Consider the following 14,502-nt stretch of genomic DNA (forward strand, 5'->3'; position numbering starts at 1 on the left):
GTGGCGAAGGTCGCCGTCTCGTCGTTGACGAAGCCGGTGATGGCGCCCTCGGCCGTCAGGGCCGTGCCGTCGTAGGTCTTGCTGGCATCGGGCGTGGTGACGGTGAGGGGCGCGGGGTTGATGGTGAATACGCACTCAACGGGATCGGGCGTACCGGCAGAGCCACCTGCCCACCTTGCTCTAACCTTATAGTTTCCGACGTTTACGGGAGCCTCCTGCATAGGCGACCATTCCTGCTCGCCCTCTATCGCACTACTATTAGTAAAGTACTCATACGTAACCTCTCCGTATTTACCAACATCACCTGGAAAAGAAGACACGGGATGAGTTTCGCTCCCTGCGCACTTCCCATCATAGGTCCAGCCTTCTCTTGTTACCTCTGATGGTATTTTCTCCCATTGGGCGGTATAAGTGGCGTCTCCGGTGACGGTCTCGGCAACCACTGGGCTCCAGCCCGTGAAGGTGTAGCCGGCGCGCGCCGGGGCGGTGGCGTCGCCCGCGCCGTCGAACGCGGGGGTGGCGGTGCCGTAGGTCAGGTTCTCGTGCTTCTGGTCGGCGAAGACCTCCTCGCCCTCGACGCCGTCGGTGTAGGTGACGGCGTAGGGAATTTCGCTCGTCTTAACTTTGACTGTCCAGTTAGAGGAAACGTCTTCAATGGCCCCAAACACATAAGAGCCATCTTTCTCTGGTCCGCTCAAAACAGAGGAAGGATCTTCCTCTTTGTCATTGATGGTTACGCTCTCGATCTCGTATCCATCTGCAGGCGTAAAGGTCATCGGAGCTGAATTGTCACCGCTGTAAACAGACTGGCCTGTTCCCGATACCTTTCCGTGGTCTATCTCGCCAGTGATAAGGAAGCGGCCCTTGTATTTCGCATATACGTTGACGTCTCCGGTAATGACCTTCGGCTCCTGCCCAACAGGGCTTTTGTCGGAATACTGCCAGCGGTCAAATCCTTTGCCCTTAGGTGAAGGGGCATTCGCCCCGATGTCGAAGCCGCTACGGTCTTGGACTATCTCCCTTTTCGTCAATTCACCATTGTCGTAATAGCTAACGTTCCAGTATTTGCCCACCGTGTACAGCATGCCATCAACGTGCCATGAATTGCCCGCGTTTTGCACTTTATACCAGCGAATTCCCTGAGTCTCGCCAATCCCTAGGTTGACGATATTGGCTATCGTAATGGGATCTGGAGCTTCCACTATGTATTCGTTGACGTTTTTCGATGCGTCTGTTAGGTAGTCAATGTTCGGATGCTTGTCTGTATTACCCGTAAAATCAGGGAACTTGATCTTGCCTACACCGACGTAGTAATAGTTCGACTGATCAATTATGTTCCCCTCATAACCCTCAACGTTGTCGAACTTGAGCACGAAGAACTCTGCTGCGCCGCTCTCGGCATCTATTGTTCCGTATTTCGGATAAGCATCCAGCTTGTATGAACCTGTCTCATTGTCAATAGTGTAAAGCTCTTTCGAAACTGTGCATACGGAACCCAGCGGATAATACGGCCCCGAAAGACTGCCTATTGCCCACGCATAGAGATCTGCCTTACCATTGGCAGCCCCAACGTTTTCCTGCTTATGCAGCTGGAGGGTAATGTCGCCGCTTTCGCTTACCACACCTTCAGTTGAAAGCACTTTTTCTCCGACAGGATTCCCGCTCTTATCGTAAACTAAAAGAGGCTTCCCATTCCAATCGTGATACCGAACAAGAACGCTTATCTTCTTTACTTCACCTGTCGAATTCCACTGCTGGTAAAGCTCCTCGTTGCCGGAGACGGGAATCATGTCGCCTACGGCATAGCTGGTACCCGAGCCGTCGGCTTCGGTGTTCCATCCTGCGAAGGAGTAGTTTACGCTTTCAAAGCCCTTTATCGCCTTAAAGCTCTCCTCCTCGGGAGCAAGCTGATACACCGCATAGGTGTTTACAGCGTCAACAACTGTTCCTTGTCCTTTCGCTCCATCCTGGGTGAACTTCTGAGCACCCGAAGGGTAGTTCGAGTAAAAGGAAACCGTGTAAGCGACGACGTTCACTACGTACTGCGCGGACAGCCCGCTCGCTTTCGCAGTAACAGCCACCGAGCCGCCGGCAATGCCCGTGACCAATCCGTCCTGGTCAACCGTCGCTTTGGTCTCGTCACTCGTCGACCACGTAACCTCTGATACGTCTACAGCCGAGTTGGTCTTCACGCGAAGCTGAGTGCTTTTCCCGACGGCAACCTCAGAATCCCCCTCGATCCATATGCTCGCATCAGGTTCTTCTATGCTCTTGGAACCCTCCGCGGAGAACAGGCTCAAGCCCGCGACGACGTAGTCGGTGAAGTGGTCCACGTCGAAGCTCTGGACGTCGGAAGTAGCCTGGCGGGTGCCGATGGTCTCCACCTTGGCAGCGTCATCGGAGACGCGGTAGACGCCGACCTCCTCGCCCTCGACGCTCGCGTTGAAGAAGCACACGTTCACGGCGCCGTCAGGTTGGATGGCGTTGCCGTCCTTGTCGAGCAGCGTCACGTCGATGGCCACGGCATCCTGGAGCTCCTTGCCCTGCGCCTCCACCTTGTCGCTCACGGCGTCGATCACGTCTTGGCTCTCGACGGCGACGGCCTTCACGGCAGTGCCCTCGGGGAGGATGCCTTCGCCGGCGGTCACCTTGACGATCACGTCGCCCACGTAGGCATAGCCCTCGAAGGCAGGGCTGCTCACGTCGGCGTGGACGGTGACGACCTCGTCGTCAACCGCAGCCTTATCAGCAGCCTCTTCGGGATCCGCAGATTCAGAGTCGGCATCCGCGGGCTCAGGTTGATCGGGCCCATCAGCTTCGCTTTCCTCGGCCGCTTCGGGCTCAGTTGCATCCGCAGGGTCGGCGGTTTCGCCAGCTTCGGCCCCGACAGCCTCTGCAGAATCGGTAGCCTCCGCGGACTCGCCAGCCTCGGCCTCGGGCTTTTCCGCGGCCTCAGGCTCGCCAGCCTCCCCTTCCGCCTTGATGTCGGTTTCGTTGGTTATGGGAGTCGTGTCAGATGCCGAGGCAGCTTCGGCAGCCTCGTCGGCTTCAACCCTGACCACCACCACGAGGGTGCTGTTGACGTGGTCAGCGGCTATCGCGGACACGCCGTCTCGAATGGAGACGGGGACGTTCTCGGTCGCGGAGTTCTTCGCCTTGATGCTGGCGATCTTGTAGCCGGCGTTAGCGTTGGCGCGGAACGTGAGGTCCTTCGACTTCTCGATCTTCATCTGGATCTTCTTGGTGCCGGCGAGCTTCTGCCCCTTCACCTCGACGTAGGCGTTCTCGAGGTCGAAGGTGACCACGGCCTCGTCAAGGTTCGCCTCGACGAGCGGCGGGGTGGGAAGGACGGCATGCGGGTCATGCGCGACCGCCGCCGTGCTGGAAGCCGACGGGACGGCCTCCTTCTCGCCCGAAGACTCCTTCGCACCGTCAGAAGTGGCGGACTCGGATGCAGCGGTGCCCTTGCCCTGATCGTCAGGTGCGCCTTGACCAGACTGCTCGGTTTTAGCGTCCTTGCTCACGACGCCGCCGGCCTCAGCGAACGCGAACACGTTCGTCACGCTGAGCACGAGGGCAACCGACAGGAACACGGAGAGAACCTTGCCTTCGAACGTTCCCTTCGCATCAACCAGCCGCTCAAACATTCCAACCACCCAGATCTCCCATGCGGCTTCCCACCTGCCGCGAGACTTTCGACTGCGATTTTTCACAATCTCTTCACGTTTTGGCAGGGCGATCGGCGCAAAACGCGCCTCCGCCAAGCTCCTCATCCACAAACCAATTCGCCATGTTCTTCGTTTCCGCAGGTCACAAGCCGGCTCGTGAATTATGACGAAAAAGTATATGGTTATTTACACTTGCACAATATGGTATCACCGGCTATTGACAGAAGGTACCTTCTTAGTTACGGAATTCAGGGCGTTGATTACATCCCGAAAAGTGTCGGGGGGCGACAAAAAGCCATTGATCGGGTCCGACGGCACGGCTGGAACGGGGATCGGCATCTGCTTTGCGCAGGGCTGGGAAGTGGGGTATCGTATGGGGCTGCAGCTTTATACGCCTCCGCACGCCGATCGCCGCTCGCCGATCGCCGCCCACACGCGAAGGCGCCGCTTGACGAGGAGGACAACGCCATGGGCTTGCTCGAACGCTCTGACGCTTATTGGAAGTTTTTGGGGCAGTGCACCCAGTGCGGCCACTGCGTGGACGCGTGCTCGTCGCTCACCAGCGCGAACATGACGCTCGGCGAGATCGCCCGGGCGCTCCTGGCCCACGAGCGCGCCGCCGAGTCGCGCGAGGACCTCGCCGCGCGCATCTTGGGCGACGGGGCGCTCATGCAGGCCGTGCGCGGCTGCTTCTTCTGCACCTCGTGCAAGAACACCTGCTTTGCGCACAACGACGTGTGCGACCTGATCTACAACGCGCGCGTGGACTTCCAAAGCCTCGGGCTCATCGAGCGCGGCGCCTGGTCGAGCGTGATGGTGGACCAGGAGTGGGACATCTTCACCGCATACCGCGCCATCCACGGCATCGGCTTCGCCGACCTGGTGCGCCACGCGGAATCCGAGGGGCACGCCGCCGAGACCGACTGCGCGGTGGCGTTCTTCCCCGGCTGCTCGCTGGCCGCCTACGGCCCCGACCTCACGCGCGAGATCTTCGCCACCATGGAGGAGCTCGGCGGGAAGACCACCCTGATCGACCACTGCTGCGGCTCGCCCCTGAAGAGCGCCGGCTTCTTCGAGCGCGCCGAGGCGCTGTGCGACCGCATCGTCGACGAGGTGGCCCTCTCGGGCGCGCGCGAGATCGTGTGCGTGTGCCCGGGGTGCGCGAACGCCATGCGCTCGACGCTCGGGCGCCGCGGGCTTGACGTGGCGGTCACTCTGCTGCCGGCGTTTCTGACCGCGCACGGCTTCACGAGCAAGCGCGCGCTGCCCGAGGGCACGCTCTGCCTGTCGAAGTCGTGCCAGGACCGCGACGGGCGCTACCTCGAGGAGACGTGCCGCGCGCTCGGCGTGGAGACGGACGCGAGCGCGACTTGCGGGACCTGCGGGGCAGCTGGCGCGGCGGACGGGACGCTTGGCGAGGCGAACGGGACGCCCGGCGCGATCACCATCTTCAACGGGTGCTGCGGCGCGGGCGGCGCGGTGAGCGCGTTCGACCCCAACCGCCAGGCGAGCCAGGCCGACTCCAAGCTCTCCTTCGCCCCTGACGGCGCGACGGTGGTCACCATGTGCCCCACCTGCACCTACACCTACGCCTTCCGCTTGATGAGCGAGCCGCGCGACGTGGCGAACAAGCACTACACCGAGCTTCTGTTCGAGAACCAGCTCGACTGGGACACGGTGTTCGCCCAGCTCGGCGGCATGTGGTCCGGCGAGTACGGGCCTTGGCTCGCCCAGGTTTTCGCGTGACGGCGCCCAAGAGATCATGAGGAGTGAGAAGATGAGCCGAATCGAGCAAGCTGGCCTTTCGCAGGACGATCAAGCCGCGAAGGCCGAAGGGGCTGTCGAAGGGGCTGCGGGCGCCGCCGCGACCGCGAGCGCCGGCGCGAGCTGGGGAGGCGCCTCCGCGAGCGCGAGCGCCGCCGCGGGTCAGGAGGACGCCGCGGGCGCCGTCCCCGTGCGCGTGGCCGTCATCGGATACGGCACGGCGGGCGTGAACGCGCTCATCGCGCTGCGCCGCGCGGGCTACGCCGGGGACGTCCACGTGTTCTCGGACGCGGCCACGCTCCCCTACAGCCCCATCCTCACCTCCTACTACGCGGGCGGCGAGAAGACCTACGAGGAGTGCTTCCCGTGGAGCGCCGACGAGCTCGCCTGCCTGGGCGCCGAGGTGCACCTGGGCTGCCCCGTCACCGCGCTCGATGTGTCCTCACACCTCATCCGCACGCCGCAGGGCGACTTCACGTACGAGAAGTGCCTGATCGCCTCAGGCGCGCACCCCTCCACGGCGGGCTTCCCCGCGACGGAGGGCTACGAGCCCCTGGTGCTGCGCACGCTCGACGACGCCTGCCGGCTCAAGCGCGTGCTCGAGGGCGGCGCCTGCCGCCGCGTGCTGGTGAGCGGCGCGTCCATGGTGGCGCTCAAGTCGCTCGAGGCGTGCCTGCGCCACGGCGTCTCGTGCACGCTCGTGGGCATGAACCCGCACGTGCTCGACTTCAACGCGCTGCCCGCAGCCGCCGAGCGGTTCGAGCGCGGGCTTGTCGCGAAGGGGGTCGAGCTGCGGCTCGGGCAGACCATCAAGAGCGTGGAGGTCGCAGCCGCGAAGGAAGCCGACATCGCAGACGCGAGCGCGGCAGCTGCGAACGCTACGGACAACAACGCGAGTGCGGCCGCCGACGCCACGGCCACCACCCCCTCCGGCAAGCTCGCGGTCACCTTCTCCACCGGCGAGACGGACTGCTTCGACGAGATCATCGTGGCGCACGGCGTGAGGTCGAACCTCGGCTTTCTGCCCCAAGGCGCGCTCGAGGTCGACCGCGCGCTCCTCGTCGACGAGTTCATGCGCACGAGCGACCCCGATGTGTACGCCGCAGGCGACGCGGCCCAGGCCCTCGAGCTGGTGTCGGGCGAGCGCCGCGTGGTGGGCATCTGGAAGAGCGCCGCGCTCCAGGGCGCGTGCGCGGGCGCGGCCATGGCCGCCGAGCTCGTCGGGAGCGCGCCGCAGGCGGCTGACGCCTACCCGGGCAGCATCCCCACGAACACCATCGCCGTCTCAGGCACGCTGTTCATCTCGGCGGGAAGCGTGGAGGTGGGCGAAGGCCGGCGCGCGGAGGTGCGCGAGGACGGCGACATGACGGTCGTCTACGTGTACGAGGACGCAGGCGACGGCGAGGAGCGCCTCGTGGGCTTCAACGTGACCTGCGACGAGGACGTCGCCGGCAGCCGCGCCTACGACACCGGCGCCATGCTCACCCTCCGCATAGAAGCCGCCTGCCGTCGCTGAGTCGCATCTCGTTCGTAACGTCAGGACGGGCGAAGCGCCCTATTCGTTGCTCTTGAGGCTCTCCACCATGTTGACCTTCGCCAGCTTGCCGCGCATGACCAGCATGACGAAGGCGGCGAACGCGAGCGTGAGCGCGAAGGCCGCCGCGAAGCTCGCGGCGTGGATCTCGCGGCCGAACATCACGTAGTCCACCTCGGCGGTGACCACCACGAAGCCCTCGAGCACGATGCCGAGGAGCAGCCCCGCCACGCACCCGATGACGGTGAGCAGCATGGTCTCGCGGTAGATGTAGAGGTCCACCTCGCGGCGGGTGAAGCCGAGCACCTTCAGCGTGGCGATCTCGCGGACGCGCTCGGTGATGTTGATGTTGGTGAGGTTGTACAGCACGATGAACGCGAGCGCCGCCGCGGCCACCACCAGCACCACGACCACCATGTTCACGCTCTTGAGCATGGTGCGGTACGTGTCGATCGTCTCGTCGTTGAACGTGACCGTCTTCACGCCGTCGACCGCGCGCGCCGCCGCGGCGAACGCCTCGTGCGCCGACGCGCTTGAGCCCACGGTGCCGAACAGCGTGCGGTACTCGGGTGACCGCCCGAAGACGGTCCCGTAGGCCTCCTCGCCCACGAACGCGTAGTTGGCGATGTAGTTCTCCGCCACGCCCGTCACCTTGAGCGCGCGTCCCGCCCCTGCGGCGTTGCCCATGACGTCCTGCTCGAAGAGCACGAGCTCATCCCCCACGCCGATGCCGAGCGTCGAGGCGAGCTTCTCGGTGACCACCACGCTCTCGCCGTCGAGCGCCACGGGCGCATGCCCCGCGCGCTCGCGCAGGGCCCACAGATCCGTGAAGGCGTCCGGGTCCTCGGGCACGACCATCGTCATGCGCACGTCGGCGCCCGCCTGCGTGCGCGCGACCATGGGCTCCTCCTGCGCCAGCGCGCTTACGCCCACGTGCTCCCCCACCTCGTCGAGCACGTCCTCGTCGGCGGCGGCGTCCGCGGTGACCACCACGTTGTAGCTCACGATCTCGCCGAACTGCTTGTCGATGATGTCGTTGATGGAGTCCTGCAGCCCCAGCCCCGTGAGCAGGAGCGCCGTGCAGCCCGCGATGCCGATGACCGTCATGACGAAGCGCTTCTTGTAGCGGAAGAGGTTGCGGAGGGTGACCTTCCAGCTGAACGACGCGCGCCGCCACAAAGGCCGGATGCGCTCGATCAGGATGCGCTTGCCCGCCTTCGGCGCGCGCGGCAGCATGAGCTGCGCGGGCTGCTCGCGCAGCGTGGCGGCTGCGGCGGCGAACGTGGCGAGAAGCGTCACGCCCACGCCGAGGCCCGCGGCGGCGAGCGAGATGGGCGCGTCGATGGGCAGCGCCGCGGGCGGCACGGCGTAGATGATCGAGTACGCTTCCATGATGACGGCCGGCAGCACCTGGCTCATGAGGGCGATGCCCGCGACGCTGCCCGTCACGGAGGCCGCCGCGGCGTAGACGAGGTACTTCGAGGTGATGCGCGCACGCGAGTAGCCGAGCGCCTTGAAGGTGCCGATGAGCACGCGCTCCTCCTCCACCATGCGCGTCATGGTGGTGAGCGCCACGAGCGCCGCCACCAGGAAGAAGATGAAGGGGAACACCTGCGCGATGGAGTCGATGCGGTGCGCGTCGGACTCGAAGCTCACCGCGCCGGTGAGCTTGGCGCGATCCATCACGAGCCACGCGGCGTCGTCTTCGGCGAGGCCGTCGAGCGCCTCCTGCGAGCGGTTGATCTCGTCCTCGGCGCTCGCGAGCTGGCTCTCGGCCTCGGCGCGCGACTCCTCGTAGCGCGCGAGGTTGCGCTCGTAGGCCTCCTTCCCCTCCGCCAGCTGCGCGCGAGCGTCCTCGAGCTGGTCAGCCGCCTGGGAGAGCGCCTGCTCGGCGGCGGCGAACTGCGCGATCGCCTGGGCGCGGCGCCCCGCGAGCTCGGCGCGGGCGCCGCCGAGGTAGACCTCGGCGCCCTCGACGCCGGCGCTCTGCTCCTGCTGCGCGTCGATCTGCGCCTCGGCGGCGTCAAGCTGCTCGGTGACCGCGGCGCGCTGACGCGCCAGCTCGGCGGTGCCCGCGTCGTAGTCGGCCTGCCCCTGCGCGATGCGAGCCTCGCTCGCCTCGATGGTGGCGGCCGCCTCGTCGAGCTGCGCCTGGGCGTCGCCGAGCTCGGCGTACGCGCGGTCGCGCTCGGCGGCGTATTCGGCACGCGCCTCGTCGAGGGCGGCCTGCGTCTGCGCGCGGAAGCGCGCGAGGCTCCCCGGCGCGCGCTCGACGGACACGCCCTCCGCGTTCGCGCAGGCCGCGTCGACGAGCCGCTGGTACGCCTCGTCTCCCGAGAACTCGTCCTTCGCGCCTTCCACCAGCGCGAACGCTTCCGCGTAGGGCACGTCCTCGCAGAACGCGCCCGGAAGCACGTACATGAACTGCTGGATGCTGCCCGAGCCGAGCGAGGTGGAGCCCATGGCCGTCGATGCCACGTAGTAGGGCGCGTGCGCGAAGCCCACGACCGTGAACGTGCGCGTGACGAGCGTGTCGTCGAGCTCCTGGGTGCACTCGGTGAGCGTGACGGCGTCGCCGACGCCCACGGGCGAGCCCATCACGCGGTCGGCCGAGATCACGCACTCGTCGGCGCGCTCGGGCAGGCGCCCTTCCGCGAGCTCGAGCCGGTTGAGCTCGGGCGAGCCCTCCTCGGCGAGCGAGTGCACGCGCACGGCGTACTGTTCGCCGCCCATGGTGGCCATGACGTCGGTCTCGTACGCCGGCATGACGGCCGACACGCCCTCGACCGCGCGCAGCGCCTCCACGTCCGCCTCCTCGAGGCCGAGCGGCGCCACCACGCGCACGTCGCAGAGGTCCGAGTCGTCGTAGTACGCGTCGGCGGACAGCAGCATGTCGGGGCACGTCATGCGCAGCCCCGCGTAGAAGCCGCAGCCGAGGGCCACGATGGCGGCGATGGCCACGAAGCGCCCGAGCGAGCCCGTGACGGAGCGCAGGAGGTTTTTGCCGAACGAGCTGGTCACGCGCGCAGCCTCACCACTCGAGCGTCTCGGCCGAGGCGGGGTGCGCGTTGACCTCCATGGCGGCCACGCGCCCTTCGCGCACGTGGATCACGCGGTCGGCGATGGCCGTGAAGGCAGAGTTGTGCGTGATGACCACCACGGTGCGCCCCGTGGCGCGGCAGGTGTCCTGCAGAAGCGCCAAGATGGCCTTGCCCGTCTGGTAGTCGAGGGCGCCCGTGGGTTCGTCGCACAGCAGCAGCTTGGGGTTCTTCGCGAGCGCGCGGGCGATGGCCACGCGCTGCTGCTCGCCGCCGGAGAGCTGCCCGGGGAAGTTGTCGGCGCGATGGCCGAGCCCCACCTGGGCGAGCACCTCGTCGGCGTCGAGCGGCTCAGGGCAGATCTGGCTCGCCAGCTCCACGTTCTCGCGCGCCGTGAGGTTCTGCACGAGGTTGTAGAACTGGAACACGAAGCCGATGTCGAGCCGGCGGTACTGCGTGAGCGCGCGCTCGTCCATGCCGCTGATCTCGCGCCCGTCGAGCGTGATGGAGCCGCTCGTGCAGCCGTCCATGCCGCCGAGCATGTTGAGCAGCGTGGTCTTGCCCGCACCTGACGGCCCCACCACCACGACGAACTCGCCGCACTCGATCTCAAAGCTCATCCCGTCGACGGCGGCCACCTCGACCTCGCCCATGCGGTAGACCTTGCTCACCTCGCGAAACTCAACGAAAGCCACGCCCCGCGCTCCTCACTTCGCCTCTGTCCTTTTTCTCTTACGATACACGATCAGCCCGCCGAAGGGCCCACCTGCGCTTGCCCGCCCACGGAAAAACCGCGCCGCGCAGGCAAGTCCAAGACGTCGACGGCGTCCAGAACGCTCACAGCACGCCCAAGCCAAAGCGCACCCGAGATGCCCGCAATGCGTCCTTCACCCTTGACGAATCATCGAACAGCGTATGTCTCGATAACTCAAAAGGCTCATATTAGCGCCCTTTCTTGTGATTTCTCATCATCAGAGCTAAAATATGAGTCATGATAAGTTTTGAGCAACAGACCCCTTGCGAGATTGCCGCTGCGCTGGCGCAGCGTGTCCGGGCGCGGCGCCGAGAGCTCGGACTCACCCAGACGCAAATGAGCAGGAAGGCGGGCATGAGCTTGGGATCGTACAAGCGGTTCGAGCAGACGCATCAGATCTCGCTTGAGTCGCTCATCAAGATCTCGATCGCCCTGAACCGCGAGGATGACTTCGACGCGCTCTTCGCGAAAAGGGAGTATGCCTCCATCCAAGACGTCATCAACGCAAGGAGATAGCCATGCCCACGCAGCCCGCGTCGCCTCCTCCGTTCGCCGAAGAACCCGAGTCCCTCAACGTCGTCCACCGAGGGCGCGTCGTCGGAACGCTCGCACAAGACCCTGAGGGTCTGCTCGCGTTTGAATACAGCGACGAGTGGCTCGCCAACGGCTTCAGCATCAGCCCGTTCAGCCTCCCGCTTGAAAAGCGCGTGTTCGTTGCCAAGCCTCATCCCCTCGACGGGATGTTCGGCGTGTTCGACGACAGCCTGCCCGACGGATGGGGGCGCCTCCTCGTCGACAGGCTCCTGCGGCGCCACGGCTCAAATCCCTTCGAGGTAGGAGCCCTCGCACGTCTCTCCATTGTTGGCGCAAGCGGCCTCGGCGCGCTCGAATACGTCCCCGCAGCACAGCTTGGCAACTCCCAGGGCCCTGGGGATCTCGACGGCATCGCCGCGGAATGCGCGCGCTTGCTGAGCACTGATTTCTCAGATGACCTCGATGCGCTGTTCGCCCTCGGCGGATCATCGGGAGGCGCGAGGCCGAAGATCATGACGGAGATCGGCGGCGAGGATTGGATCATCAAGTTCCCCTCCTCGCATGACGACGCCGACATCGGCCTGCACGAGTACCGTATGGCCTGCGCCGCCCAACGCTGCGGCATCGTCATACCCGAAACGAAGCTCTTCCCCTCCCGAAAGTGCGCCGGATACTTCGGCGTCCGACGGTTCGACCGACGTGTCGACGCGCAAGGCAACACCCGCAAGGTCCATATGGTCTCCGCTGGCGGCCTGCTCGAGACGTCACACCGCATTCTCAACCTCGACTACGACTTGCTCATGCGCTTGACCCTGCGGCTCACAGACAGCTTCGACAGCATTGAGCAGCTCTACCGCCTCATGTGCTTCAACGTGTTCGCCGAGAACAGGGACGACCACGCCAAGAACTTCTCGTTCCTCTTCGACGAGGACAAGGGCGCCTGGGAGCTTTCCCCCGCCTACGACCTCACGCGAAATGAGGGCATGAACGGGGAACGCGCCACCACCGTGAACGGGAAGGGACGCGGCATCGAGCACGCCGACCTCGTGGCAGTCGGGCAGCGCGCGGGAATGAGCGCGCACGAGGCGCGTGCCGTCGCAAGCGAGGTGGAGGAAGCGGTCCGCGCAAGCCTGTAAGGATCAAAGAGGGTCAAATCATAACAGCCAGATGACGCGCCCGCCGCGCCCTCGACGCACGCCGCGCCCTCGCACGCCCCTCCCCCAGCACGCAAAAGAGGCACCCTCGCGGGTGCCTCCCTTCGCTGCGACATGTCACGCCCTGCGGCGCTCCTACACTTGCCTTAGCTCGCCTTAGCTGGCGAAGATCTCGATGGTGTCGCCTTCCTTCAGCGTGACCATGGCCTTCTTCCAGGTGCGGGTGCGGCCGATGGGGCCGCGCAGGCGCTTCGGCTTGGACTTCACGTTGAGGGTGTTCACCTTCGTGACCGTCACGTCGAAGATGGCCTCGATGGCCTGACGGATCTCGACCTTGTTGGCGTCCTTGGCCACCTCGAAGGTGAAGGTGTTCTTCTCCATCATGTCATAGCTGTGCTCCGTGATGACGGGGCGGATGATGACCTCGCGGGGATCCTTGTTCATTATGCAAGCACCTCCTCGATGCGAGCCAGGCAGGTGTCAACGATCACGAGCGCCTTGTTGTCAATGAGCTCGTAGGTGTTGATGTCACCCACGGGGACGATGTTCACCTCGGGGATGTTGCGGAACGACAGGAACGTCTCCACATCCTCGTTGCCGATGATGAGCGTGATGCGCTTGCCCTCGAGGCCGAGCGCCTTCAGGGCCGCCACGGCGTCCTTGGTGCGGGGCTTCTCGAAGCCGAAGTCCTTCACGACCACGAGCTCGCCGTCAGCCAGCTTGGCGGAGAGCGCAGAGCGCATGGCCAGCTTGACCTCCTTGCGGTTGACCTTCATCTCGTAGGAACGAGTGTGGGGGCCGAACACGACGCCGCCGCCCTTCCACTGGGGAGCGCGGATGGTGCCCTGGCGGGCACGGCCGGTGCCCTTCTGGCGCCACGGCTTCCTGCCGCCGCCGCGGACCATGCCGCGGGTGCGGGTGTTAGCGGTGCCCTGTCGCCAGGAGGCGCGCTGCGCCGTGACGACGTGGTGCATGACGTGAACGTTCGGCTCGATGCCGTACACGGACTCTGCGAGCTCAGCGGTGCCGGCTGCAGCGCCCTTCACGTCCTTGATCTCAATGGTTGTCATAGTATTAGCAGCTCCTTAACGTAAACGAGAACTTAAGCCATGCGAACGCGCACGATGCCGTTCTTGCCACCCGGAACCGCGCCCTTGACCAGGATGAGGTTCTGGTCCTCGTCGATGCGAACGACCTCGAGGTTCTTCACGGTGACGGTGTCGCAGCCCATGTGGCCCGGGAGCTTGAGGCCCTTGAACACACGGGAGGGCGTGGCGCACTGGCCCACGGAGCCCGGAGCGCGATGGAAGTGCGCGCCATGGCCGCCCGGGCCGCCGCGGAATCCCCAGCGCTTCATGACGCCGGCGAAGCCCTTGCCCTTCGAGGTGCCCTGGACGTCGACCTTCTTGACGTCGGCGAACGCGGCCACGGTCTGCAGGTCGCCCGCCTTGTAGTCGGCGGCGTTCTCCACGCGGACCTCGCGCAGGTAGCGCTTCGGCTCGATGCCCTGCTTCTCGAAGTGACCGGCCATGGGGCGGTTGACGCGGCGCGGCTTCACGTAGCCGAACGCCAGCTGGACAGCCTCGTAGCCGTCGGTCTCGGCGGTCTTCACCTGGCAGACCACGTTGGGCTCAGCCTGGATGACCGTCACGGGGACGACGGTGTCGTCCTCGGCGAAGATCTGGGTCATGCCGATCTTCTTGCCAAAAATAGCGTTAATCATGTTCGAGCAACCCCCTTACAGCTTGATCTCGATGTCAACGCCAGCAGGAAGATCGAGGCGCATCAGCGAGTCGACCGTGTTCGGGGTCGGCTCGAGGATGTCGATCAGGCGCTTGTGCGTGCGCATCTCGAACTGCTCGCGAGAGTCCTTGTTGACGTGCGGCGAGCGGATGACGCAGTACATGTTGCGCTCCGTCGGCAGCGGAATAGGACCGGAAACCTTGGCACCCGTCTTCTGGGCGGTGTCGACGATGAGCTTCGTGGACTGATCCACGATCTCATGATCGTATCCCTTGAGTCGGATGCGAATCTTTTGATTAGCCACTTACCTTAC

The 14,502-nt window shown here is 64.9% G+C and carries 11 protein-coding genes; 4 read left to right on the forward strand and 7 right to left on the reverse strand.

Features of this window, described 5'->3' with window-relative positions:
- On the reverse strand, nt 1-3,647 hold a 3,647-nt coding region (locus tag G7Y49_RS08545; protein WP_206214608.1), incomplete at its 3' end, for an Ig-like domain-containing protein.
- A gap of 489 nt (nt 3,648-4,136) precedes the next feature.
- Between G7Y49_RS08545 and G7Y49_RS08550 the strand changes: the two genes are divergently transcribed.
- Together G7Y49_RS08550 and G7Y49_RS08555 are read left to right on the forward strand one after the other, a co-directional pair.
- Complete coding sequence (locus G7Y49_RS08550; RefSeq protein ID WP_165172931.1) at nt 4,137-5,414, forward strand: (Fe-S)-binding protein; 1,278 nt, start codon at nt 4,137-4,139, stop codon at nt 5,412-5,414.
- A gap of 31 nt (nt 5,415-5,445) precedes the next feature.
- Nucleotides 5,446-6,948 carry an NAD(P)/FAD-dependent oxidoreductase gene (locus G7Y49_RS08555; RefSeq protein ID WP_165172933.1) on the forward strand — a complete coding sequence of 501 codons (1,503 nt, stop codon included), beginning with the start codon at nt 5,446-5,448 and terminating at the stop codon, nt 6,946-6,948.
- 39 nt (nt 6,949-6,987) lie between these two features.
- Here the strand turns inward: G7Y49_RS08555 and G7Y49_RS08560 are convergent, their stop codons facing one another.
- Together G7Y49_RS08560 and G7Y49_RS08565 are read right to left on the reverse strand one after the other, a co-directional pair.
- A complete protein-coding gene (locus tag G7Y49_RS08560; protein ID WP_165172935.1) occupies nt 6,988-9,987 on the reverse strand; it encodes an FtsX-like permease family protein in 3,000 nt (999 codons plus the stop codon).
- 10 nt (nt 9,988-9,997) lie between these two features.
- A complete protein-coding gene (locus tag G7Y49_RS08565) occupies nt 9,998-10,699 on the reverse strand; it encodes an ABC transporter ATP-binding protein (protein ID WP_165172937.1) in 702 nt (233 codons plus the stop codon).
- A gap of 296 nt (nt 10,700-10,995) precedes the next feature.
- Here G7Y49_RS08565 and G7Y49_RS12360 point away from each other — a divergent pair, with 296 nt between their 5' ends.
- A complete protein-coding gene (locus tag G7Y49_RS12360) occupies nt 10,996-11,274 on the forward strand; it encodes a helix-turn-helix domain-containing protein (RefSeq protein ID WP_165172938.1) in 279 nt (92 codons plus the stop codon).
- A 2-nt stretch (nt 11,275-11,276) separates the two neighbouring features.
- Nucleotides 11,277-12,428 carry a type II toxin-antitoxin system HipA family toxin gene (locus G7Y49_RS08575; RefSeq protein ID WP_165172939.1) on the forward strand — a complete coding sequence of 384 codons (1,152 nt, stop codon included), beginning with the start codon at nt 11,277-11,279 and terminating at the stop codon, nt 12,426-12,428.
- Nucleotides 12,429-12,602: 174 nt separating this feature from the next.
- Here G7Y49_RS08575 and rplW read toward each other — a convergent pair whose 3' ends face one another.
- The 4 genes from rplW to rpsJ are packed head-to-tail and all read right to left on the reverse strand — an operon-like array spanning nt 12,603 to nt 14,493.
- A complete protein-coding gene (rplW, locus tag G7Y49_RS08580) occupies nt 12,603-12,890 on the reverse strand; it encodes a 50S ribosomal protein L23 (protein WP_165049827.1) in 288 nt (95 codons plus the stop codon).
- On the reverse strand, nt 12,890-13,516 hold the full coding sequence (rplD, locus tag G7Y49_RS08585) for a 50S ribosomal protein L4 (protein WP_165172940.1): 627 nt from the start codon (nt 13,514-13,516) through the stop codon (nt 12,890-12,892). The genes rplW and rplD overlap by 1 nt, the downstream gene beginning before the upstream one ends.
- 32 nt (nt 13,517-13,548) lie before the next feature.
- Nucleotides 13,549-14,169: a 50S ribosomal protein L3 gene (rplC, locus tag G7Y49_RS08590; RefSeq protein WP_165049810.1), complete on the reverse strand. Its 621-nt coding sequence runs from the start codon at nt 14,167-14,169 to the stop codon at nt 13,549-13,551.
- Between the two features lie 15 nt (nt 14,170-14,184).
- A complete protein-coding gene (gene rpsJ / locus G7Y49_RS08595) occupies nt 14,185-14,493 on the reverse strand; it encodes a 30S ribosomal protein S10 (protein WP_102377598.1) in 309 nt (102 codons plus the stop codon).
- Nucleotides 14,494-14,502: the final 9 nt, after the last annotated feature.

This window comes from Adlercreutzia sp. ZJ242 (assembly GCF_011038995.1).
Lineage (GTDB): Bacteria > Actinomycetota > Coriobacteriia > Coriobacteriales > Eggerthellaceae > CAAEEV01.